The organism is Pseudomonas sp. NPDC089758, assembly GCF_044748705.1.
Lineage (GTDB): Bacteria > Pseudomonadota > Gammaproteobacteria > Pseudomonadales > Pseudomonadaceae > Aquipseudomonas > Aquipseudomonas putida_X.
In genome coordinates this window covers 301,710-323,235 of sequence record NZ_JBIVGN010000006.1, presented here as the reverse complement: position 1 = coordinate 323,235, position 21,526 = coordinate 301,710, and the positions used below count along the sequence as shown (strand labels likewise).

Genomic DNA, 21,526 nt, shown 5'->3' with positions numbered 1-21,526 from the left:
TGGTAGTGTGGGGTTTCCCCATGTGAGAGTAGGTCATCGTCAAGATTCATTTCGCAAAACCCCTATCTGCGCGAGCAGGTAGGGGTTTTGTCTTTGTGCTCGGAAATGTCTCTAGCCTCGGGCCAGTTCAGCCAGGTGCGCGATCGCCTCTTCGCTTTTGAGCACCAGCACATCGCCCACAAGCGTATCCAGCACGACTTCAGAGGTATTGCCGATCAAGGCTCCGGAAATGCCCGTGCGTGCGACAGTGCCAATGACCGTGACCACTGCATCGAGCTTCTGCTCGGTATGCGGTATCAGCACATCCGCAGGGCCCTCTGCGACATGCAGGCGATCCTCGCTGATATCGTATTCGGCCTGGAAAGCCCTGCAGGCCTCTCGGTAGCGTTTTTCGATGGTCTCACTGAGCTGGTAGACCGGGTCGGATGCCGCCAGCATGGGGGAGGGATGCGCAGTGATCACGTGCAGTTCACCCTTGGCCAGGCTGGCGATGTCATAGCCATGGTCGATGATGCTGGCATGCAGCCGCCGATGGTCTTCATCATCGTTGCCGACATCCACGGCAGCCAGAATTATGCCTTGCGTCCAAGGCCGCTCGCTCTTGACCATCAACACTGCGCAAGGGCACTGGCGTAGAAGTTTCCAGTCGCTTGGCGTCAGCAATGCCTTGCGCAGAGGGTTGTCCGGCCGGTGCTCCTTGATCACCAGGTCACAACCTTCAGCCTGTTGAACGGCAATGATCGACTCATGCAGGCTCTCCCTCCAGTTCTGTTCGTGAGAGACGTTAGTGTAGCCATCGTCGTGTAGCTGACTGCTAAGCAAGCTGAGCAGTGCGCTGTGATCCTGTTTTTTGTCGCACATCAGCAAGTGCAGGCGCGCGCCGGTTACGCCGGCTATCAGCTTGGCGCGGGTCAACGCACGGCTATGGGCATGATGGGGATCGAGTACCACTAGAATGCTACGGACAGCTTGCATGGGCATGAACTCCCCTGAAAAGGTGGTGGCCTATGCCTGACTATAGTAGGCCGGCCTTGCGTGGCCGTTTGATGTACATCAAGCATAGCCACTGGCGCTCATGATCGGCACCGGTATAATCGCCCGTCCTGCCTGCTGTGTGTGGTTGTACGTTATGTCCCTGATCCCCGAAATAGATGCCTTCCTTGGTTGCAAGACGCCAGACGCCTGGATCGAGGCGGCCATTGCTGACCAGGAAACCTTGCTGATCGACCACAAGAACTGCGAGTTCAAAGCTGCCAGCACGGCGTTGAGCCTGATCGCCAAGTACAACACCCATCTGGACCTGATCAACATGATGTCACGCTTGGCCCGTGAGGAACTGGTACATCATGAGCAGGTGTTGCGTTTGATGAAGCGCCGTGGTGTGCCTTTGCGCCCAGTGTCGGCGGGGCGCTATGCCTCTGGCTTGCGCCGCCTGGTGCGCGCCCATGAGCCAGTCAAACTGGTGGATACCCTAGTGGTCGGTGCCTTTATCGAAGCACGCAGTTGCGAGCGCTTTGCAGCATTGGTCCCGCACCTGGATGATGAGCTCGGCACTTTTTATCACGGCTTGCTTAAAAGTGAAGCGCGCCACTACCAAGGCTACTTGAAACTCGCCCATCAGTATGGCGATGAAGCGGATATCGCCCAGCGGGTTCAGCGGGTGCGTGACGCGGAAGCAGATCTGATCCTGTCTGCGGATCAGGAACTGCGTTTCCACAGTGGTATTCCGATGGCGCAGGCCGCCTGATGTGCAACAGCCGGCACTGCGCCTGGTAACGGTTAGTGACGGCGGCCCAGTAGCAAGCCAATTACCAGGCCAAACCCGGCAGAGACCGCAACGGTTTGCCATGGGTGGCCGCCGATATATTCGTTTGTAGCGTCTACTACCGGTTGGGCTTTGGCGCGCACCTGTCCGGCCGCCTCGCGAGCCTGGCGAAGTTTCAGGCTGACCTGCGCGCGCAGCGTGTCGGCTTCTTCACCTACCAGGGAGGCGCTGTCGTTGAGCAGCTTCTCGGATTCTTCTATCAATGCCTGCAGCTCACTGAACACCTGATCCTTGATCTGCTCGCTGTTAGCTGCAAAGGCTGATTTTCGGGCCATGAACATGTCCTCGTCGATAGGGGGGTAAGCAATGGATGCCGGTGCGCCGGGAAAGTTGCGCCAGCTTAGCGATGAAGCACCACTACGGTGTAAGATAGCGGCCATTTCAACTGGCAGGTGCATTCATGACTTTCAATCTGGCCAACAGGAGCTTCGAGGAACGGGCACAGATCGAGGCAGAAAAGGCGCGGCTGTTCGAACTGTGGCAGAACAACCTGGGCAAGGCGAAGGCTGACGCAGCCCGGCTGATTTCGGAAAAGCCGCGTCGCAAGGGCAAATGGGCTGAATGGGTACGTGCCGAGCTGGACGGCATGTCGCCGCCTGAATACGCCAGCATGGTACGCAGCGAGGTAAACAAGATGATGGCTGCTGCCAGCACCAACCGCTGATGATCCGCGGCCTGTCACCAGTACACGTTGCCCCCTTTGGGCAGGTCCAGCTTGCCCTCATCGGTAAAACGCACGGTGCCCAGGGGGCCGCCAGCCAGTTTACCGCGCAGCACATAAGGCATCCCTTGTAGCGAGTCGAGCTTGCTCAGGCCATAGGCCTGGCGCAGGAATGCAAACGCCGTGATGCTCACCGGTACCACCACCACCGATTCACTGTAACGGCCGATATGCCCCCGCTGGTCGCTGACTCCAGAGGCAAGTGCCTGGCCGTTGACCTCCAGGTTCAGCGCGATGCCGTTGTAGTCGACGGCTGCCTCGTTGGGATTTTGCACGCGCATCTTTACCGCCATGCGCATTTCCAATTCTTGACCCGGCAAGGGTTCGATGCCGATCACGCTGATGTTCAGCGGGTCGCGTGCCTGGAGCAAAGCGCAGGCGTTCAGCACACCAGCCAGCAACAAGACCAGCAGCAATCGGGCGTAGCGTTGCAGAACGGCAGTCATGAAAATGGACCTTGCCAATGGAAACCGGCCTTGAGTGTGGCAAATGTCAGCCGGTGTTGAAAAGCAGCGGTTCTGCTGCTGGGATGCCGCAACCGCTACCTTCGACCATCCGAAGCCTACGCCTGGCATATTCTGCAGGTGCTCCGGGCTGCCTGAGGTTCATACTGAAACATCGCGAATCGCATTCACCCTTTTTCTGCGAACGCATGACGCCTTAGGCTATCAAACGCACGAGGCGCACCTTTTCGTACACGAGGTGGAGTATGAATCTTACATTGCCGGCCCTGGCCGTCGGCCTGTTGCTGGGCCTGCCTGTACAGGCAGCGCCGCTACAGCCTTTGCTGCTTGCTGCCAGTAGTAACAACCCCTACAACAGCCCGATCCAGCGGGCCAACCCTAACAGCCGCCAAGGCAGCCTACCTGTCACGCCACCAGTGCGCGGCCCTTCGACCCAGCCGATCCAGCGCACACCTAGCCTGGACAACCGCGGCATCGGTAATGGTGACAATTTGCGCCGCCAGCAGCAGACGCCGAACCTGGAACCCACCCGCCCACCGCGTGACACCCAGCGCGCGCCCTGAGCCGCCACTCAAAGGAATTCTGCATGATCAAAGCTACCTGGCTGACCACGTTTACCGCTGCTGCATTGCTGCCGCTGCTCGTGCATGCCGCCGCCGAGAAGCGCTTTCCCAGCGAGGAGGGGCAGGTGACCGTCAGTACCGTAGCGGACGGCTTGCGCAACCCTTGGGCATTGGCGTTCCTGCCCGGCGGTAAGGATATGCTGGTGACTGAACGCTCCGGTAATCTGCGTGTGGTCAATGCCGAAGGCAAGGTCGGCCCTCCCATAAGCGGAGTGCCCAACGTCTGGGCCGAGGGCCAGGGCGGCTTGCTCGACGTGGTGTTATCACCTGAGTTCGCCCAAGATCGTACCGTTTACTTGTCGTATGCCGAAGAGGGCAGTGATGGCAAGGCCGGCACTGCGGTTGGCCGTGGCCAACTGTCCGAAGATCGCGCACGTTTGGAAAATTTCGAGGTGATCTTCCGCCAGCAACCCAAGCTTTCGGTGGGCAATCACTTTGGCTCGCGCCTGGTCTTCGATCGGAATGGCTACCTGTTCGTCGCGCTGGGCGAGAACAACCAGCGCGCCACCTCACAGGACCTGGACAAGCTGCAAGGCAAGGTTGTGCGCATCCTGCCCGATGGTGAAGTGCCCAAAGACAATCCCTTCGTCGGTAAAGACGGCGTGCGCCCTGAAATATGGTCGTTTGGCCATCGAAACCAGCAGGGGGCAGCGCTCAACCCCTGGACCGGCAAGCTATGGACGCACGAGCATGGCCCCCGCGGCGGTGATGAGATTAACATTCCGCAGGCTGGGAAGAATTATGGTTGGCCAATCGCTACTCATGGCATCAACTACTCACTGATGCCAATCCCTGAGGCCAAGGGCGAACATGTGGACGGTATGGTCGATCCGCATCATGTTTGGGAAAAGTCGCCAGGTATCAGCGGCATGGCTTTTTACGCCAGCCCCACGTTCAAGGCTTGGGACCACAATCTGTTCATCGGCGCGCTGGCCACTCAAGAGCTGATTCGCCTGCAGCTCGATGGCGACAAGGTCGTCCATGAAGAGCGCCTGTTAGGGGATTTGAAAACGCGAGTCCGTGATGTGCGGGTTGGGCCGGATGGTTACCTGTACGTGCTCACCGATGAAAAGGACGGGATGCTGCTGAAAGTTGGCCTGAGCCAGGGCTGAAAACGCTTCCGGGATGTACTGACCTGTCGCTGGCGAACTTCTGAGCTGAAGTACAGTAGCGGCCCTGGCTTGCCGGCGATGGGCTCGATCAACATAATGCGGCATGGCCTTAGACCCCAAAACGCTCTATCAGCAGGCCCTTGCCGAGCAAGGCTATGTCCCCGACCCGGAGCAGGCTCAGGCCGTCTATGCCTTGCAAGCCTGTTTCGAGGCCCTGGAGGGCGGTCGCCCCGCTCGGGGCCTTTACCTGTGGGGGCCGGTCGGCCGCGGCAAAACCTGGCTCATGGACTTGTTCCACCGCTGCCTGAGTACTGGCGCCCGGCGGCAGCACTTCCACCATTTCATGGCGTGGGTCCACCAACGGCTGTTTCAACTCAAAGGCACCGCGGATCCGCTGCAGGCGCTTGCCCGAGCGCTGGCGGCGGATATCCGCGTGCTGTGCTTCGATGAGCTTTTTGTCAGCGACATCGCAGATGCAATTATTCTCGGTCGCCTGTTCCAGGTGTTGTTCGATCATGGTGTGGTAGTGGTTGCCACCTCCAACCAGCCGCCGCAGTTGCTGTACCAAGATGGTTTCAATCGCGATCGTTTTCTGCCGGCTATCACCGCCATAGAGCGGCACATGCAAGTGCTGGCGGTGGCAGGCGAACTGGACCATCGTCTTCACCCTGGGGCCGCACACCAGCGCTATTGGGTGGCTGAAGCTGGCAAGGCAAAGGCGCTTGAGGCGGTGTTCAAGCAGCTCAGCCCCGACGATCCGGGCACTGCGCTGCCGTTCGCAGTGGGCGCACGGCAGATCCGGGTGATCCGGCGTAGCTCACAAGCGATCTGGTGTCGCTTTGCCGACCTCTGCGAGCAGCCAATGGCAGCAATGGAATTCATGGCGCTGTGCGATCAGTTTCCGGCGATCCTGGTCGAAGGCATTCCAGCCCTGAGCGGCGAGCAGCAGGTCGGGCGTATCGCCCGTGGTACCGAGGACGGTGCCGCACGGGTGGAAGCCGGTGATCGGCAACTGCCGGCGCTGGCAGCCAAGGATGACGCCGTGCGCCGCTTCATTGCGCTGGTCGACGAATGCTACGACCGCAGGGTGGCGCTGTACCTTGAGGCGCAGGTTCCGCTTGAAGCGCTCTACACTCAAGGGTATCTGGCCTTCCCGTACCAAAGGACCCTAAGCCGGCTACGGGAGATGCAACTGCAACGCTTCGCCTGAAGGAGCCGAACCATGGAGCCGCTGTCGCATCATCTGCTGACCCAGGCCTATAACAATGGCTGGGCCAACCACCGCCTGTACAAGGCCTGTCTGCAACTGACCCAGGACGAGTTCGTCGCCCCCCGGTGCAGCTTCTTTCCGTCGATCAAGGCCACCCTCAACCATGTGCTGACGGTGGACTGGTTCTATCTGCACATGCTCGAGTGCGAGCAGCGTGGCGAGGCGCCTGCGGCCGACGGTGAACGCTTCTTCGAGGCGGAGCAGCCTTTTGCCACGTGCACCGACCTGCACGCCGAACAGGCCCAGGCCGACCACCGGCTGATCGCTTACTGCAGTGTGCTGAGCGACGACCAGTTATCGCGCTACGTGAGCATCGTGAGGCCCGACCGTGTGCAGCGTGAACAGCGCCTGCGCTTGCTTGCACACCTTTTCGAGCACCAGATCCATCACCGTGGCCAGGTCCATGCCATGCTCAGCGATACAGCGGTGCGCCCGCCCCAGCTCGATGAGTTCTTCTGTGAGGAAGAGGCCGGTTTGCGAGTGCATGATTTTGCCGAGCTTGGCTGGAGCGAGGATCGCGTCTGGAAGTGAGGCCGTGCTGCACTGGCTGACTATTCAGTTGGCGGCTTTGCGCCGGGGTTGCCGCGGCTTGCTGCCTGTAGCCTTGGCACCGTTAGCTGCAGGTTTGCCTTTGCCACCGCTGCGGCGCTTTTTCTTCCACGGCGCCGCCTTGCCCACCGCTGGCCCGTTGATGGTCATGCGCATGCCGCTGCAGCGCTCCACCAGTTTGCCCATCCATGCCGACTGCCGAGCAACGAAGTCCTCCAGGCTCATTTCACCACTTTGCACCATGTCCAGCGCCTGTTCCCAGATTGCCGTGGTACCTGGGTCGGCGATGGCGCGTGGCACGGCGTCGATCAGGCTGAAGGCGGCTGGGGTGGCGGCCAGTGCCTTGCCGTTCTTGACCAGATAGCCGCGGTCGAGCAGCCCCTGGATGATGCTGGCACGGGTCGCCTCGGTGCCGATGCCGGTGGTTTCCTTGAGCTTCTGTTTCAGCCGCGGGTCGTCCACCAGTTTGGCGACGTTCTTCATGGCCTTGATCAGGTCGCCTTCGGTGAAGGGTTTGGGCGGTTGGGTCCACAGGTCCTTCAACTGCAGGCCCTGTACGGCGCAGTCCTGGCCCTCGCACAATGTGGGCAGCACTTGCGCCGGCGGCGCTTCGCGACCTTTGGCTGGAGCCAGCGCCTCGGGTAATGCGCGGCGCCAGCCCAACTCCGCGATCTGCTTGCCCACTGCACGCAGGGCATGGCCTGCACAGTCGAACTCGGCCTGGGTGCGATCATACTCGTGGTTAGGCAGGAACTGGGCCAGGTAGCGGGCGCGGATCAGGGTGTAAACCGCCTTGTGCTTGGCTGGCAAGCGTGACGGGTCGCTGGCGGCCGCAGTAGGGATGATGCCGTGGTGCGCGGTGACTTTGGCATCGTTCCAGGCCCGCGAGCGGCGGTGCGGCGCAAGGTGCGCTTGCAACGGCGCCAGGTTGCTATCGGCTCGCTGCAATGCAGCAAGGATTGCCGGCGCTTCGCTGTGCTGGCTGAGGGGCAGGTAACCGCAATCGCTGCGTGGGTAGGTGATCAGCTTGTGGGTTTCGTACAGGGCCTGGGCAATGTCGAGGGTTTCCTGCGCACCAAGGCCAAATTTCTTGGAGCACAGTTCCTGCAGGGTGCCGAGGTCGAAGGGCAGGGGGGCTGCCTCGCGTACACGTTCTGTGGCCACCTTAATCACCCGTGCAGTACGGGCGTTGCCGATGTCTGTGGCGGCCTGTTGGGCCAGCGCCTGGTCAAGGCAGCGGCCCTGGTCGTCGCAGATCTGTTGTGGCGCTCGCCACTGGGCGTTGAAGCCCATGCCGGCATGCTGGAGTTGCACGTCGATGGCCCAGAACGGTAACGGTACGAAATCGGCGATGCTGCGGTCGCGGTCCACCACCAGGCGCAGGGTAGGTGTTTGTACCCGGCCCACCGGTAGCACACCCTGGTAGCCCGACTGGCGGCCCAATAGGGTGAACAGCCGGCTCATGTTCATGCCGATGAGCCAGTCGGCGCGTGAGCGGCCCAGCGCCGAGTGATAGAGGTTGAAGGTATCCTGCCCCGGCAGCAGGCGCGCCAAGGCCTTGCGAATCGAGGCATCGTCCAGAGCGGACAGCCACAGGCGCTGTATGGGCCCACGGTAGCGACAATGCTCGACCAGTTCGCGGGCGATCATTTCGCCTTCGCGGTCGGCATCGGTCGCGATCACCAGTTCGCGTGCCTCGCCGAGCAAGCGCTTGACGGCCTTGAACTGACTGGCGGTCTTGGGCTTGACCAGCATCTTCCATTTGTCTGGAATGATTGGCAGGTCGGCGAGGTTCCAACGCTTGTAGCGTTCGTCGTAGCTGTCGGGCGGCGCGGTTTCCAACAGGTGGCCGATGCACCAGGTGACGCAGACGTCTGTGCCTTGCCAGCAGCCGTCGCCCTTGCGGTTGGCACCTAGGATCTTGGCGATGTCTTTTGCCTGGGAGGGTTTTTCGCAGAGGAACAGGCGCATGGCCGGGACGCTTTATCGAGAGTGATAGGCACTAGGATGCGCAAGCGCGGGCGCGGAGGCAAGTTTTATCTGGATGGATGTACAGGTTTTTATCAGTGAGGATGTTGCTGCAACCACCGTCCTCGCGCCGGCAAGCCGGCCCCCACAGGTGTATCACCGCTCCTGAAAGCTATGAGGTATATGGGGGAGCCGGCTTGCCGGCGAGAGGGCCGGTGAGGTCAGCCGCTAGGCATCAGGCGATCTCGCGGGAGTCGCGCACCATGTCAACATGCGGGATGCCGGCTTCAAGGAATTCCTCGCTGACCACGCGAAAGCCCAGTCGCTCGTAGAATGGCGTGGCATGCACTTGGGCGCTGAGCATCTGTTGCTTGAGGTCACGGTTCTGCGCCTCGAGGATGACCGCATTGACCAGTGCATCGCCAACCTTCAGCCCGCGCCAGTCCTTTAGCACCGAGATGCGCCCGATGGTACCGTCGGCCAGCAGGCGGGCAGTGCCAATCGGGTAATCGCCTTCCAGCGCCAGAAAATGCAGCGCGTCCTGGTCTTCCGAGTCGAACTCCAGCTCAGGCGGAATGTGCTGTTCGGCGACGAACACCGCTTCACGGATACGCCGGATATCGGCATTGTCTTTCTGCCAATCGGCGAGGCGCACGCGAATCTTATTCATTGGCGAATCCCAGGCTTCCTTGTTTGATCAACTGCTGTACCAGCATAAGGCCGTCTTCATCCTCCAGCCACTGTGCAAGGTTGTCGATGTGTAACGCGTCGGCGGCACACACCAGCTTCAGCAGCTCGCGCAGTTTGGCGGGCAGCGGGCAGCTGCGGCCGCTGGCGAACAGCATCAGGTCATCGCCAAGCTCCGACCAGGCCATGCGCGCACTTGGGTTGCGAATCAGGATGGCACCGTCTTCGAGTGCTTCGATCAGCTCCTGCTCGTCCAGCTCTTCACCGACGACCTGTTCGGGGTAGCGCGGCTCGGTCATGAACTGGCCGAACCAGGTCAGCAGCAGGTCCTTGTCGTTCATGTGCTTGTCGAGCAGGCCCTTGAGACGGTCGAGGGCGTCGTGCTGGATCTGGTGCGGGTCGCTGGCAGGCTCGGCGTCGGCGTCGCTGTAGCGTTCCTCGTCCGGCAGGAACTGGCCGAGGAAGTCGGTGAAGTGGGTCAGCACTTCGGCGGCGCTTGGCGCGCGGAAACCGACCGAGTAGGTCAGGCAGTCGTCCACGGCTACGCCGTAGTGAGCCAGGCGCGGTGGCAGGTAGAGCATGTCGCCAGGCTCCAGGGTCCATTCGCCGCTCTGTTCGAATTCGGCGAGGATGCGCAGGTCGGCATGGTCCAGCAGCGGGCTGTCGCTGTTGCACATCTGGCCGATCTTCCAGTTGCGCTGGCCGTGGCCTTGCAGCAGGAACACGTCGTAGTTGTCGAAGTGCGGGCCTACGCTGCCACCGGGAGTGGCGAAGCTGATCATCACATCGTCGATGCGCCAGCTTGGCAGGAAGCGGAAGTGCTCCAGTAGTTCGGCCACTTCAGGTACGAACTGGTCGACGGCCTGAACCAGCAGGGTCCAGTCTTTCTCAGGCAGGTCGGCGAAGGTGTCTTCGTTGAACGGGCCGCGGCGCAGCTCCCACGGGTGGGCGCCGTGCTCGAGCACGATGCGCGACTCGACTTCCTCTTCCAGGGCCAGGCCGGCCAGCTCGTCGGGGTCGATCGGGCTTTCGAAGTCCGGGAATGCCTGGCGCACCAGCAGCGGCTTCTTCTGCCAGTAGTCGCGCATGAATTCACGGGCCGAGATGCCGCCGAGCAGCTGCAGTGGAGTATCAGGATTCATGTTCAACCTATTGAAAAAACGTAATTTTCGTCCGGGAATAAAAACGCCCGGCCAGGCCGGGCGTTGAACTCGACGCTTAGCTTAGATGCGTTTGGCCTGCGCTACGGCGTTACCGATGTAGCTGGCAGGGGTCAGCTGCTTGAGCTCGGCCTTGGCTTCGGCTGGCATGTCCAGGCCGTCGATGAAGGTCAGCAGTGCTTCTGGGGTGATGCCCTTGCCACGGGTCAGCTCCTTGAGCTTCTCGTAGGGGTTCTCGATGTTGAAGCGGCGCATCACGGTCTGGATCGGCTCGGCGAGGACTTCCCAGCAGGCGTCCAGGTCGGCGGCGATACGTGCGGCGTTGACTTCCAGCTTGCCGATGCCTTTGAGGCTGGCTTCATAGGCGATGACGCTGTGAGCGAAGCCCACACCCAGGTTGCGCAGCACGGTGGAGTCGGTCAGGTCACGCTGCCAGCGCGAGATCGGCAGTTTGCTGGCCAAGTGCTGGAACAGTGCGTTGGCGATACCCAGGTTGCCTTCGGAGTTTTCGAAGTCGATCGGGTTGACCTTGTGCGGCATGGTCGACGAGCCGATTTCGCCAGCGACGGTCTTCTGCTTGAAGTAGCCCAGCGAGATGTAGCCCCAGACGTCGCGGTCGAAGTCGATGAGGATGGTGTTGAAGCGGGCGATGGCGTCGAACAGCTCGGCGATGTAGTCGTGCGGCTCGATCTGAGTGGTGTACGGGTTGAACACCAGGCCCAGTTCGTCTTCGATGAAGGCGCGGGCGTTTTCTTCCCAGTCGATCTGCGAGTAGGCCGACAGGTGGGCGTTGTAGTTGCCCACGGCACCGTTGATCTTGCCCAGCAGCGGCACAGCGGCCACTTGAGCGATCTGGCGCTCCAGGCGGTAGACGACGTTGGCCAGCTCTTTACCCAGCGTGGTCGGCGAAGCCGGCTGGCCGTGGGTGCGCGACAGCATCGGCACGTCGGCGTGCGCATGGGCCAGGGCGCGGATGGCATCAGCGATCTGGCGCATCAGTGGCAGCAGCACGTCATCGCGGCCAGCACGCAGCATCAGGGCGTGGGACAGGTTGTTGATGTCCTCACTGGTGCAGGCGAAGTGGATGAATTCGCTGACTTTGGCCAACTCAGGCAGTTGCGCAGCCTGCTCCTTGAGGAGGTACTCGATCGCCTTGACGTCATGGTTGGTGGTGCGCTCGATTTCCTTGACGCGTTCAGCGTGCTCGAGCTTGAAGTCGGTGGCCAGGCTGTCCAGCAGGGCGTTGGCTTCGGCGGAGAACGCCGGCACTTCGCCGATCTGCGGGTGGGCGGCCAGGCGCTGCAGCCAGCGCACTTCGACCAGGGCGCGGAAACGGATCAGGCCGAATTCGCTGAAAATGGGGCGCAAGGCCTGGGTTTTGCCGGCATAACGGCCGTCTACAGGGGAAACCGCAGTGAGCGAAGAGAGCTGCATGGGGTGTTCTCGGACAGTCAGGCTTTTGGAGGGCGCATATCATACATGAAAAATGCGCCGAGGTCGGGTGGCTGACCAAAGGTCAGCCCAATCTGGATCGGGTGGCAGTCGCTGTGCAAACAGGCAGCTCAGCCCTCAGCTGGGGCTGCGCATCATATCGTACAGTTCGTTGAGCAACTTGCGCCGGCTGAACACCAGCTGCCAGCGGTGCCCGCCCAGCTGGCGCCAAAGGCGTGCGGCGCGTATACCGGCCAGCAGCAGGGCGCGAATTTTCGAAGCGTTGCTGGCCTGCTGCAGGAAGCGCATGTCGCCATGCACCTGAATGCGCTGGCGCAGGGTGCTCAGGGTGTCCTGATACAACGCGCCGCTGGAGGCGATGACGTTTTCGTGGACCAGGCCGAAATGGTCGGCCTGTGACTGGATCTGCGGCAGGCGGTTGCCAATGGTGTCGAGCAGGTCGCCCCGCTTGTTCAGCTGGCGTTCCAGGCCGAGCATCGACAACGCATAACGCAGCGGTTCGCGCTGCAGGCTGCTGGGGTCGCGCTCCAGGGCGCCGACCAGGGCGCGATAACCGTCACGCAGGTTGAGGTCGTCGCCACCGAACACCTCCAGGGTGTCCTTGGGGTCGCGCACCAGCAGGCTGCCCAGCATGCAGCCGATATCGGCCTCGCTGGCCTGGCCGGTGCGGGCGATGCGGTCGACCAGCACGGCGGCCTGAAACACCCCACCCAGGGCAATCAATTGCTCCTGCAGTTTGCTCATGCGCGCGGGCTCCACGGCTCGGCCGTCTCGATCACGCCGCCACCCAGGCACACCTCACCGTCGTAGAACACTACCGACTGGCCAGGGGTAACGGCGCGCTGCGGCTCGTCGAACACGGCGCGGTAGCCGCTTTCGGTCAGTTCCAGGGTGCAGCGCTGGTCGCTCTGGCGGTAGCGCACCTTGGCAGTGAGCGTGCGCGGGCTGCTGAGGTCGATCGGGTTGACCCAGAAGATTTCCGAAGCGAGCAGCGCGCGGGAGAACAACCAAGGGTGTTCATTGCCCTGGCCGACCACCAGTACATTGCGGGCCAGGTCTTTGTGCAGCACGTACCACGGCTCGTCGCCTGCGTCTTTCAGGCCGCCGATACCCAAGCCCTGGCGCTGACCAATGGTGTGGTACATCAGGCCGTGGTGGCGGCCGATGACTTCGCCTTCGGTGGTCTGGATCTCACCTGGCTGGGCCGGCAGGTACTGCTTGAGGAAGTCACTGAAACGGCGCTCACCGATGAAGCAGATACCGGTGGAGTCCTTCTTCTTGGCGGTGGCCAGGCCGTGTTTTTCGGCGATGGCGCGGACCTCGGGCTTTTCCAGTTCGCCGACCGGGAACAGGGTGCGAGCGATTTCCTTGCCGCCCACGGCATGCAGGAAATAGCTCTGGTCCTTGTTCGGGTCCAGGCCCTTGAGCAGTTCGGTGATCGCGCCGGTGTCGCGGCGGCGCACGTAATGACCGGTGGCGATCAGGTCTGCCCCCAGCGAAAGCGCGTAGTCGAGAAACGCCTTGAACTTGATTTCGCGGTTGCAGAGGATGTCCGGGTTGGGTGTACGGCCGGCTTTGTATTCTTCGAGGAAATGCTCGAAAACGTTGTCCCAGTATTCAGCAGCGAAGTTGGCGGTATGCAGCTTGATGCCGATGCGGTCGCACACGGCCTGGGCGTCGGCCAGATCTTCCCGGGCGGTGCAGTATTCGGTGCCGTCGTCCTCTTCCCAGTTCTTCATGAACAGACCTTCCACCTGGTAGCCCTGCTCCATGAGCAGAAGGGCGGAGACGGAAGAGTCCACGCCGCCGGACATGCCGACGATGACGCGGGTCTTGGCGGGATCTTTGAGTGCTGGGCTGGTCATGGCTACCGATGTGTATCAAGGGGGAAAAGCGCCGATTCTATCAAACCCGAGGCTGCGCGTCAGTCGCGCAGCAAGTCGAGGCTGTGCAGCGGGCCTGCGAGGTAGTCATCCAGGCAGCGTGGCACCAGTTCGCTGCGCCAGCGGTCGGGGGCGGCCAACAGCTCCTCGCGGGTGAGCCAGACGGCACGGACGATGTCGCTGTCCAGGGCGCGGTCGGCGTGGTGGCGCACGGGGCGTGCGGCGAAGCAGATGCGCTGGTAGGTCACGCCGTTGCTGGGTGCGGTGTACAGATAGATGCCGACCACGCCGGTGAGCTCGACTTCCCACGCGGTTTCTTCCAGCGTTTCGCGCAGTGCGGCCTGGGGCAGGGTTTCGTCAGGCTCCAGGTGGCCGGCGGGCTGGTTGAACACGTGCTGGCCGGCCTTGAACTCCTCGACGAAGAGGAATTTGCCTGCGTGCTCGACGACAGTGGCGACGGTGATGTGCGGTTGCCAGGACACGGTCGATGTTCTCCGATGGTTAGAAGCTGCAAGCTGCAAGCTGCAAGCTGCAAGCTGCAAGCTACAAGCAAGAGCAAGAGCAAGAGCAGTGCGCGCATCGCTTTTTCTTGCAGCTTGCAGCTTGAAGCTTGCAGCTCAAAAAGCACAAACCCCGGTGCGTGGCCGGGGTTTGTGCTGTTACGTCAAGCGAACCTTACAGGGCGGCGATCGCGCTGTTCAGGGTCTGGCTTGGGCGCATCACCTTGGCGGTCAGCTCTGCATCCGGAGCGTAGTAGCCACCGATGTCGGCCGGCTTGCCCTGAACGGCGTTGAGCTCGGCGACGATGGTCGCTTCGTTCTCGGCCAGGGTTTTCGCCAGCGGCGCGAAGCGCGCCTGCAGCGCGGCGTCGTCAGTCTGGGCGGCCAGGGCTTCTGCCCAGTACAGGGTCAGGTAGAAGTGGCTGCCGCGGTTGTCGATACCACCGACTTTACGCGAAGGCGACTTGTTGGTGTCGAGGAACTTGCCGGTGGCCTGGTCCAGGGTGTTGGCCAGGACCTTGGCACGCGGGTTGTCGTACGTGTTGCCCAGGTGCTCCAGGGAAGCGGCCAGGGCCAGGAATTCACCCAGCGAGTCCCAGCGCAGGAAGTTTTCTTCCACCAACTGTTGCACGTGCTTGGGTGCCGAACCGCCAGCGCCGGTTTCGAACAGGCCACCGCCGTTCATCAGCGGCACGATCGACAGCATCTTGGCGCTGGTGCCCAGCTCCATGATCGGGAACAGGTCGGTCAGGTAGTCGCGCAGCACATTGCCGGTCACCGAGATGGTGTCCTTGCCTTCACGAATGCGGGCAAGCGAGAACTTGATGGCGTCGACCGGCGCCAGGACACGGATGTCCAGGCCAGCGGTGTCGTGATCCTTCAGGTACTTCTGCACCTTCTCGATCATCACACCGTCGTGGGCGCGGGCCGGGTCCAGCCAGAATACGGCCGGGGTGTTGCTCAGGCGGGCGCGGTTGACGGCCAGCTTGACCCAATCCTGGATCGGCGCGTCTTTGGTCTGGCACATGCGGAAGATGTCACCGGCTTCGACGTTCTGCTCCAGAACGACCTTGCCCTTGCCATCGACCACGCGCACGACACCGTCGGCCTTGACCTGGAACGTCTTGTCGTGGGAGCCGTATTCTTCGGCCTTCTGTGCCATCAGGCCGACGTTCGGTACGCTGCCCATGGTGGTTGGGTCGAACGCGCCGTTGGCCTTGCAGTCTTCGATGGTGGCCTGGTAGATGCCGGCGTAGCAGCGGTCCGGGATGATCGCCTTGGCGTCCTGCAGCTCACCGGCGGTGTTCCACATCTTGCCCGAGTCACGGATCATGGCCGGCATCGATGCGTCGACGATGACGTCGCTCGGCACGTGCAGGTTGGTGATGCCTTTATCGGAGTTGACCATGGCCAGGGCCGGGCGGTCGGCGTACAGGGCCTGGATGTCGGCTTCGATCTCGGCCTGCTTGTCGGCTGGCAGGTCCTTGATGCGGGCATACAGGTCGCCGATGCCGTTGTTGGCATTGAAGCCCACTTCGGTCAGCGCGGCAGCATGCTTGGCCAGCACTTCGCCGTAGAAGGCTTCGACGATGACACCGAACATGATCGGGTCGGAAACCTTCATCATGGTGGCTTTCAGGTGCACCGACAGCAGCACGCCAGAGGCCTTGGCATCGGCGATCTGCTCGGCGATGAAGGCTTTCAGGGCCTTGCGGCTCATGGTCGCGCAGTCGATGACTTCGGCGGCTTTGACGGCGGTCTTTTCTTTCAGCACGGTGATGCTGCCGTCTTTGGCAACCAGCTCGATGCGCAGGCTGTCGTCAGCCTCGATCAGTGCGGCCTTTTCGCTGCCGTAGAAGTCGCCCTGGGTCATGTGGGCAACGTGCGACTTGGAGTCGGCGGCCCAGGCACCCATCTTGTGCGGGTGCTTGCGCGCGTAGTTCTTGACCGACAGCGGTGCGCGGCGGTCGGAGTTGCCTTCGCGCAGTACCGGGTTCACGGCGCTGCCCTTGATGCGGTCGTAGCGCGCGCGGGATTCTTTTTCTTCCGCGGTGGCCGGTTCGTCGGCGTAGTCCGGGATATTGAAGCCCTTGCCTTGCAGTTCCTTGATAGCGGCCTTGAGCTGCGGCACCGAGGCGCTGATGTTCGGCAGCTTGATGATGTTGGCTTCAGGTGTGGTAGCCAGTTGGCCCAGTTCCGCCAGGTGATCGCCTACCTGCTTCTCGGTGCCCAGTTGCTCCGGGAATGCCGCGAGGATGCGGCCAGCCAGGGAAATGTCGCGAGTTTCGACGGCGATGTCAGCCGAAGCGGTGAACGCTTCGACGATCGGCAGCAGCGAGTAGGTGGCGAGGGCGGGGGCTTCGTCGGTGAAGGTATAGATGATCTTGGAACGGGTGGGCATGCGGGTTAACTCTCTATGTGCTGAGCGTACTCGAGTCTCGAGGTGCGCAGGGTAGGCGCTTCGCCCTGGCGACGCCATGAGCGGAAAGTCGAGAGGCTGCGAGCGGTGATGGTGGATGCATCAGTCGAGCGTCAAGTGCTGAGCTGCGGTAACAGCCCAGGCTTTGTGGCCAGTTACTGGCCGAGGGCGAGCCGCATTTTCCTGGGATTCGCCCCGATGACCCTTCGGTCGCGGCGCAGTATATCAAACCAATCGGGCTATTCAGCAAGGCGAAGTGACATCGGCGCCATTTATAAGACCAAAGACGTAGCGGCAATGTGGCGTGATGTCGCAGCGCTTGCAGGTCGGCAGATGTGGTTTAGGCTCAGTGGGATCGCATGATGTCCAATCACACCCGAAAGCGGAGTAGTGCAAGCATGGGATACCAGAAAATCAAGGTTCCGACCGACGGCGCCAAGATCACCGTCAATGCAGACCATTCGCTCAATGTGCCCGACAACCCCATCATTCCCTATATCGAAGGCGACGGCATTGGCATCGACGTCTCACCGGTGATGATCAAGGTGGTTGACGCTGCTGTGAACAAGGCCTACGGCGGCAAGCGCAAGATCGCCTGGATGGAGGTGTACGCCGGGGAGAAGGCCACCCAGGTCTATGACCAGGATACATGGCTGCCCCAGGAAACCCTGGATGCGGTGCGCGACTATGTCGTATCGATCAAGGGGCCGCTGACCACCCCGGTCGGAGGGGGCATCCGTTCGCTGAACGTGGCCCTGCGCCAGCAGCTCGATCTTTATGTGTGCCTGCGCCCGGTGCTGTGGTTCGAGGGCGTGCCCAGCCCGGTCAAGAAGCCAGGCGATGTCGATATGGTGATCTTCCGTGAGAACTCCGAGGACATCTACGCCGGTATCGAATGGAAAGCCGGCTCGCCCGAGGCGGACAAGGTGATCAAGTTTCTCAAGGAGGAAATGGGCGTCACCAAGATCCGTTTCGACCAGGACTGCGGCATCGGGGTCAAGCCGGTTTCCCGCGAGGGTACCAAGCGCCTGGTGCGCAAGGCCCTGCAGTACGTGGTGGACAACGACCGAGAGTCGCTGACCCTGGTGCACAAGGGCAACATCATGAAGTTCACCGAAGGTGCCTTCAAGGACTGGGGTTACGAGGTGGCCAAGGATGAGTTTGGCGCCGAGTTGCTCGATGGTGGCCCGTGGATGAAGTTCAAGAACCCCAAGACCGGCCGCGAGGTCATCGTCAAGGACGCCATTGCCGACGCCATGCTCCAGCAGATACTGCTGCGCCCGGCCGAGTATGACGTGATCGCCACGCTCAATCTCAACGGCGACTACCTGTCCGATGCATTGGCGGCGGAAGTGGGGGGTATCGGTATCGCGCCCGGCGCCAACCTGTCCGACACCGTGGCCATGTTCGAGGCCACCCACGGCACGGCGCCCAAGTATGCCGGCCAGGACAAGGTCAACCCGGGCTCGGTGATCCTCTCGGCAGAGATGATGCTGCGCCACATGGGCTGGACCGAGGCAGCCGACCTGATCATCAAGGGCACCAATGGCGCGATAGCGGCCAAGACGGTCACCTACGACTTCGAGCGGCTGATGGAGGGCGCGAAGCTGGTGGGCAGCTCAGGCTTCGGGGACGAAATGATCAAGCATATGTGAAACAATTGAAAACCGGCCGCCCCTTATGACGGGGCGGCCGGTTTTTCGTGTGCCGGCGCAAAGCAGGGGTCAGGCTTCTGCGGTCGATGATTGCGAGGCTCCCGTCGAGGTGCTGGTGATAGCGTTGGCGATCTCGGTCGCATGCAGGCCCTTGGGGCCCTGCACGATCTCGAAAGTCACGGCTTGTCCGGCCTTGAGGGTTTTGTAACCGTCCATCTTGATCGCCGAATAGTGGGCGAACAGATCGTCGGTTTTGCCGTCTTCATTGATGAATCCGTAGCCCTTGGCATTGTTGAACCACTTGACTTTACCGCTTGCCATCCCTATGTCCCTCTGCAAAGGACTCCATCACTGGAGTATCATCCACTTCATCCGCATACGAACCTTGCGAAAAATCTGGTTGACTGCGCGGATCTTTATCGACCACGGTGGGTTCTTATTGGTTGTAACACCGTTTTGCCGATAGTCAAGGTCGCCCCGTCTACACGCGGGCTGCGGCTTGTGCGGTCAACTCACAACCTTAACCTGTCGATCATGATGAAATTCTTTCCATGCATGCACGTAGCGAGATTCGACTAACATTCAATCAGGATCGCCCGCAATCGAATGAGGACGACGGCTCAGGGCTTGCGGTACAGGAAGCCAAGCCGATCCTGCAGGCGCCACCGATGTACAAGGTGGTTTTGTTCAACGATGACTACACGCCGATGGATTTCGTCGTCGAAGTGCTCGAAACGTTCTTCAATCTGAACCGCGAGCTGGCGACCAAGATCATGCTGACCGTCCATACCGAAGGGCGGGCAGTGTGCGGATTGTTTACCCGGGACATCGCCGAAACGAAGGCCATGCAGGTCAACCAATACGCCAGGGAAAGCCAGCATCCGCTACTCTGTGAAATCGAGAAGGACGGTTAATCGCCGACCACTTGGGTATGAGGTGAAGCTATGTTAAACCGCGAGCTCGAAGTCACCCTCAATCTTGCCTTCAAGGAGGCCCGTTCGAAGCGTCATGAGTTCATGACCGTCGAGCATCTGCTGCTGGCACTCCTTGACAATGAGGCTGCTGCGACCGTTCTGCGCGCCTGTGGCGCCAATCTCGACAAACTCAAGCACGACCTGCAAGAGTTCATCGATTCCACCACTCCCCTGATTCCCGTCAACGACGAGGATCGCGAAACCCAGCCGACCCTAGGCTTCCAGCGTGTGCTGCAGCGTGCCGTGTTCCACGTGCAAAGCTCTGGCAAGCGCGAGGTGACCGGTGCCAATGTGCTGGTGGCGATCTTCAGCGAACAGGAAAGCCAGGCCGTGTTCCTGCTCAAGCAGCAGAGCGTGGCCCGTATCGACGTGGTCAACTACATTGCCCACGGCATTTCCAAAGTGCCGGGCCACGGCTCGCACAGTGACAGCGACCAGGAAATGCAGGATGAGGAGGGCGGCGAGACGTCGTCCTCGAGCAACCCCCTGGATGCGTATGCCAGCAACCTGAACGAGTTGGCCCGTGCGGGGCGGATCGACCCGCTGGTCGGGCGCGAGCAGGAAGTCGAGCGTGTGGCGCAGATCCTTGCCCGTCGGCGCAAGAACAACCCGCTGCTGGTCGGTGAGGCCGGTGTGGGCAAGACCGCGATTGCCGAAGGCCTGGCCAAGCGCATCGTCGATGGTCAGGTTCCCGACCTGCTGTCGCAGAGCGTGGTGTATTCGCTCGACCTTGGCGCACTGCTGGCGGGCACCAAGTACCGTGGCGACTTCGAGAAACGCTTCAAGGCGTTGCTTGGTGAGCTGCGCAAACGCCCCCAGGCCATCCTGTTCATTGACGAAATCCACACCATCATTGGTGCCGGTGCTGCCTCGGGCGGCGTGATGGACGCCTCCAACCTGCTCAAGCCGCTGCTGTCTTCCGGCGAGATTCGCTGCATCGGTTCGACGACGTTCCAAGAGTTTCGTGGCATCTTCGAGAAGGATCGTGCCCTGGCACGGCGCTTCCAGAAGGTGGATGTCAGCGAGCCGTCTGTCGAGGACACCGTGGGCATTCTGCGCGGCCTCAAAGGGCGCTTTGAAAGCCATCACAATATCGAGTACAGCGACGAAGCCTTGCGCGCCGCCGCCGAGCTGGCATCACGCTACATCAATGACCGCCACATGCCGGACAAGGCCATCGACGTGATCGACGAAGCTGGGGCCTATCAGCGCCTGCAGCCTGAGGCGAATCGGGTCAAGCGTATCGATGTACCTCAAGTCGAGGACATCGTGGCCAAGATCGCGCGGATTCCGCCGAAGCACGTCACCAGCTCCGACAAGGAACTGCTGCGTAACCTGGAGCGTGACCTGAAACTGACCGTGTTCGGCCAGGACCAGGCGATCGATTCGCTGGCCACGGCAATCAAGCTGTCCCGTGCAGGCCTCAAGGCACCTGACAAGCCGGTCGGTTCGTTCCTGTTCGCCGGCCCTACCGGTGTGGGCAAGACCGAAGCGGCGCGGCAGCTGGCCAAGGCGCTGGGTGTCGAGCTGGTGCGCTTCGACATGTCCGAGTATATGGAACGGCATACTGTGTCGCGCCTGATCGGTGCGCCTCCTGGGTATGTCGGGTTCGACCAGGGTGGCCTGCTGACCGAGGCGATCACCAAGCAGCCGCATTGCGTGTTGCTGCTCGATGAGATCGAGAAAGCGCACCCGGAAGTCTTCAACCTGCTGCTGCAGGTGATGGACCACGGTACCCTGACCGACAACAACGGGCGCAAAGCGGACTTCCGCAATGTGATTCTGATCATGACCACCAATGCCGGCGCTGAAACGGCGGCACGCGCTTCCATTGGTTTCACCCATCAGGACCATGCGTCCGATGCGATGGAAGTCATTCGCAAGAGCTTCACACCGGAGTTCCGCAACCGTCTGGACACCATCATCCAGTTTGGTCGCCTGAGTCACGAGACCATCAAAAGCATCGTCGACAAGTTCCTCATCGAACTTCAGGCGCAGCTGGAAGACAAGCGCGTCTTGCTTGAAGTCAGCGATGCCGCCCGCGGCTGGCTGGCGGCCTCCGGCTACGATGTGCAGATGGGGGCGCGGCCGATGGCGCGGCTTATCCAGGACAAGATCAAGCGGCCGTTGGCCGAGGAGATTCTGTTTGGCGAGCTGGCCGAGCACGGCGGTGTGGTGCACATCGACCTGCGCGATGGGGAGTTGGTGTTCGACTTCGAAACCACGGCAGAAGTCGCGTGATGCAAGGGGCTGCTTCGCGGCCC

At 61.4% G+C, this 21,526-nt stretch carries 21 protein-coding genes; 9 read left to right on the top strand and 12 right to left on the bottom strand.

The features are described 5' to 3' along the window. Nucleotides 1-111: 111 nt before the first annotated feature. Nucleotides 112-975: a universal stress protein gene (locus ACIPZH_RS11795; RefSeq protein WP_400636257.1), complete on the bottom strand. Its 864-nt coding sequence runs from the start codon at nt 973-975 to the stop codon at nt 112-114. 154 nt (nt 976-1,129) lie between these two features. Here ACIPZH_RS11795 and ACIPZH_RS11790 point away from each other — a divergent pair, with 154 nt between their 5' ends. Further along, entirely contained in the window at nt 1,130-1,747 is a 618-nt protein-coding gene (locus ACIPZH_RS11790) for a tRNA-(ms[2]io[6]A)-hydroxylase (protein WP_400636256.1), read from the top strand. 32 nt (nt 1,748-1,779) lie between these two features. Here the strand turns inward: ACIPZH_RS11790 and ACIPZH_RS11785 are convergent, their stop codons facing one another. Further along, nucleotides 1,780-2,205, bottom strand: a complete 426-nt coding sequence (locus tag ACIPZH_RS11785; protein WP_400636267.1) for a YqjD family protein — start codon at nt 2,203-2,205, stop codon at nt 1,780-1,782. Nucleotides 2,206-2,225: 20 nt separating this feature from the next. On the opposite strand from ACIPZH_RS11785, the gene ACIPZH_RS11780 reads away from it, so the two are divergent. Then, nucleotides 2,226-2,489: a hypothetical protein gene (locus ACIPZH_RS11780; RefSeq protein ID WP_400636255.1), complete on the top strand. Its 264-nt coding sequence runs from the start codon at nt 2,226-2,228 to the stop codon at nt 2,487-2,489. Nucleotides 2,490-2,503: 14 nt separating this feature from the next. Here ACIPZH_RS11780 and ACIPZH_RS11775 read toward each other — a convergent pair whose 3' ends face one another. Next, entirely contained in the window at nt 2,504-2,992 is a 489-nt protein-coding gene (locus tag ACIPZH_RS11775) for an LEA type 2 family protein (RefSeq protein WP_400636254.1), read from the bottom strand. Between the two features lie 263 nt (nt 2,993-3,255). Between ACIPZH_RS11775 and ACIPZH_RS11770 the strand changes: the two genes are divergently transcribed. From ACIPZH_RS11770 to ACIPZH_RS11755, 4 genes are all read left to right on the top strand, one after another. Beyond that, nucleotides 3,256-3,573, top strand: a complete 318-nt coding sequence (locus ACIPZH_RS11770) for a hypothetical protein (RefSeq protein WP_267817235.1) — start codon at nt 3,256-3,258, stop codon at nt 3,571-3,573. Nucleotides 3,574-3,596: 23 nt separating this feature from the next. Further along, nucleotides 3,597-4,745: a PQQ-dependent sugar dehydrogenase gene (locus tag ACIPZH_RS11765; RefSeq protein ID WP_400636253.1), complete on the top strand. Its 1,149-nt coding sequence runs from the start codon at nt 3,597-3,599 to the stop codon at nt 4,743-4,745. Between the two features lie 103 nt (nt 4,746-4,848). Then, nucleotides 4,849-5,955: a cell division protein ZapE gene (gene zapE, locus ACIPZH_RS11760; protein ID WP_400636252.1), complete on the top strand. Its 1,107-nt coding sequence runs from the start codon at nt 4,849-4,851 to the stop codon at nt 5,953-5,955. A gap of 12 nt (nt 5,956-5,967) precedes the next feature. After that, entirely contained in the window at nt 5,968-6,546 is a 579-nt protein-coding gene (locus ACIPZH_RS11755) for a DinB family protein (RefSeq protein WP_241805435.1), read from the top strand. 24 nt (nt 6,547-6,570) lie between these two features. Here ACIPZH_RS11755 and ACIPZH_RS11750 read toward each other — a convergent pair whose 3' ends face one another. From ACIPZH_RS11750 to ACIPZH_RS11715, 8 genes are all read right to left on the bottom strand, one after another. Continuing rightward, nucleotides 6,571-8,535 (bottom strand): DNA topoisomerase III, encoded by a 1,965-nt coding sequence (locus tag ACIPZH_RS11750; protein WP_400636251.1) that lies wholly within the window; start codon nt 8,533-8,535, stop codon nt 6,571-6,573. Between the two features lie 232 nt (nt 8,536-8,767). Then, a complete protein-coding gene (locus tag ACIPZH_RS11745; protein WP_012315260.1) occupies nt 8,768-9,202 on the bottom strand; it encodes a GNAT family N-acetyltransferase in 435 nt (144 codons plus the stop codon). After that, nucleotides 9,195-10,361 carry a cupin domain-containing protein gene (locus tag ACIPZH_RS11740; protein WP_039604938.1) on the bottom strand — a complete coding sequence of 389 codons (1,167 nt, stop codon included), beginning with the start codon at nt 10,359-10,361 and terminating at the stop codon, nt 9,195-9,197. The genes ACIPZH_RS11745 and ACIPZH_RS11740 overlap by 8 nt, the downstream gene beginning before the upstream one ends. Nucleotides 10,362-10,442: 81 nt before the next feature. Further along, the gene (gene purB / locus ACIPZH_RS11735; RefSeq protein WP_241805432.1) at nt 10,443-11,813 is read right to left on the bottom strand and encodes an adenylosuccinate lyase; all 1,371 of its coding nucleotides are present in this window, start codon (nt 11,811-11,813) and stop codon (nt 10,443-10,445) included. 135 nt (nt 11,814-11,948) lie between these two features. Beyond that, nucleotides 11,949-12,575 carry a high frequency lysogenization protein HflD gene (hflD, locus tag ACIPZH_RS11730; protein ID WP_241805431.1) on the bottom strand — a complete coding sequence of 209 codons (627 nt, stop codon included), beginning with the start codon at nt 12,573-12,575 and terminating at the stop codon, nt 11,949-11,951. Further along, nucleotides 12,572-13,696 carry a tRNA 2-thiouridine(34) synthase MnmA gene (gene mnmA / locus ACIPZH_RS11725; RefSeq protein ID WP_267817219.1) on the bottom strand — a complete coding sequence of 375 codons (1,125 nt, stop codon included), beginning with the start codon at nt 13,694-13,696 and terminating at the stop codon, nt 12,572-12,574. The genes hflD and mnmA overlap by 4 nt, the downstream gene beginning before the upstream one ends. A 59-nt stretch (nt 13,697-13,755) precedes the next feature. After that, nucleotides 13,756-14,196: an NUDIX hydrolase gene (locus tag ACIPZH_RS11720; RefSeq protein ID WP_267817217.1), complete on the bottom strand. Its 441-nt coding sequence runs from the start codon at nt 14,194-14,196 to the stop codon at nt 13,756-13,758. Nucleotides 14,197-14,389: 193 nt separating this feature from the next. Beyond that, the gene (locus tag ACIPZH_RS11715; protein ID WP_241805428.1) at nt 14,390-16,615 is read right to left on the bottom strand and encodes an NADP-dependent isocitrate dehydrogenase; all 2,226 of its coding nucleotides are present in this window, start codon (nt 16,613-16,615) and stop codon (nt 14,390-14,392) included. Between the two features lie 416 nt (nt 16,616-17,031). Between ACIPZH_RS11715 and icd the strand changes: the two genes are divergently transcribed. Continuing rightward, complete coding sequence (gene icd, locus ACIPZH_RS11710; protein WP_241805427.1) at nt 17,032-18,288, top strand: NADP-dependent isocitrate dehydrogenase; 1,257 nt, start codon at nt 17,032-17,034, stop codon at nt 18,286-18,288. A 69-nt stretch (nt 18,289-18,357) separates the two neighbouring features. Here the strand turns inward: icd and cspD are convergent, their stop codons facing one another. Next, nucleotides 18,358-18,609 (bottom strand): cold shock domain-containing protein CspD, encoded by a 252-nt coding sequence (gene cspD, locus ACIPZH_RS11705; RefSeq protein WP_241805426.1) that lies wholly within the window; start codon nt 18,607-18,609, stop codon nt 18,358-18,360. A gap of 230 nt (nt 18,610-18,839) precedes the next feature. Between cspD and clpS the strand changes: the two genes are divergently transcribed. Next, nucleotides 18,840-19,202, top strand: coding sequence for an ATP-dependent Clp protease adapter ClpS (gene clpS / locus ACIPZH_RS11700; protein ID WP_241805425.1), 363 nt, complete (start codon nt 18,840-18,842; stop codon nt 19,200-19,202). A 30-nt stretch (nt 19,203-19,232) separates the two neighbouring features. After that, complete coding sequence (clpA, locus tag ACIPZH_RS11695) at nt 19,233-21,503, top strand: ATP-dependent Clp protease ATP-binding subunit ClpA (protein ID WP_039601928.1); 2,271 nt, start codon at nt 19,233-19,235, stop codon at nt 21,501-21,503. Nucleotides 21,504-21,526: the final 23 nt, after the last annotated feature.

Excerpts from the sequence above, each read along its gene's own strand:
- ACIPZH_RS11795 (WP_400636257.1), bottom strand. The coding sequence starts at position 975 with ATGCAAGCTGTCCGTAGCATTCTAGTGGTACTCGATCCCCATCATGCC.
- ACIPZH_RS11790 (WP_400636256.1), top strand. The coding sequence starts at position 1,130 with ATGTCCCTGATCCCCGAAATAGATGCCTTCCTTGGTTGCAAGACGCCA.
- ACIPZH_RS11785 (WP_400636267.1), bottom strand. The coding sequence starts at position 2,205 with ATGGCCGCTATCTTACACCGTAGTGGTGCTTCATCGCTAAGCTGGCGC.
- ACIPZH_RS11780 (WP_400636255.1), top strand. The coding sequence starts at position 2,226 with ATGACTTTCAATCTGGCCAACAGGAGCTTCGAGGAACGGGCACAGATC.
- ACIPZH_RS11775 (WP_400636254.1), bottom strand. The coding sequence starts at position 2,992 with ATGACTGCCGTTCTGCAACGCTACGCCCGATTGCTGCTGGTCTTGTTG.
- ACIPZH_RS11770 (WP_267817235.1), top strand. The coding sequence starts at position 3,256 with ATGAATCTTACATTGCCGGCCCTGGCCGTCGGCCTGTTGCTGGGCCTG.
- ACIPZH_RS11765 (WP_400636253.1), top strand. The coding sequence starts at position 3,597 with ATGATCAAAGCTACCTGGCTGACCACGTTTACCGCTGCTGCATTGCTG.
- zapE (WP_400636252.1), top strand. The coding sequence starts at position 4,849 with ATGGCCTTAGACCCCAAAACGCTCTATCAGCAGGCCCTTGCCGAGCAA.
- ACIPZH_RS11755 (WP_241805435.1), top strand. The coding sequence starts at position 5,968 with ATGGAGCCGCTGTCGCATCATCTGCTGACCCAGGCCTATAACAATGGC.
- ACIPZH_RS11750 (WP_400636251.1), bottom strand. The coding sequence starts at position 8,535 with ATGCGCCTGTTCCTCTGCGAAAAACCCTCCCAGGCAAAAGACATCGCC.
- ACIPZH_RS11745 (WP_012315260.1), bottom strand. The coding sequence starts at position 9,202 with ATGAATAAGATTCGCGTGCGCCTCGCCGATTGGCAGAAAGACAATGCC.
- ACIPZH_RS11740 (WP_039604938.1), bottom strand. The coding sequence starts at position 10,361 with ATGAATCCTGATACTCCACTGCAGCTGCTCGGCGGCATCTCGGCCCGT.
- purB (WP_241805432.1), bottom strand. The coding sequence starts at position 11,813 with ATGCAGCTCTCTTCGCTCACTGCGGTTTCCCCTGTAGACGGCCGTTAT.
- hflD (WP_241805431.1), bottom strand. The coding sequence starts at position 12,575 with ATGAGCAAACTGCAGGAGCAATTGATTGCCCTGGGTGGGGTGTTTCAG.
- mnmA (WP_267817219.1), bottom strand. The coding sequence starts at position 13,696 with ATGACCAGCCCAGCACTCAAAGATCCCGCCAAGACCCGCGTCATCGTC.
- ACIPZH_RS11715 (WP_241805428.1), bottom strand. The coding sequence starts at position 16,615 with ATGCCCACCCGTTCCAAGATCATCTATACCTTCACCGACGAAGCCCCC.
- icd (WP_241805427.1), top strand. The coding sequence starts at position 17,032 with ATGGGATACCAGAAAATCAAGGTTCCGACCGACGGCGCCAAGATCACC.
- cspD (WP_241805426.1), bottom strand. The coding sequence starts at position 18,609 with ATGGCAAGCGGTAAAGTCAAGTGGTTCAACAATGCCAAGGGCTACGGA.
- clpS (WP_241805425.1), top strand. The coding sequence starts at position 18,840 with ATGCATGCACGTAGCGAGATTCGACTAACATTCAATCAGGATCGCCCG.
- clpA (WP_039601928.1), top strand. The coding sequence starts at position 19,233 with ATGTTAAACCGCGAGCTCGAAGTCACCCTCAATCTTGCCTTCAAGGAG.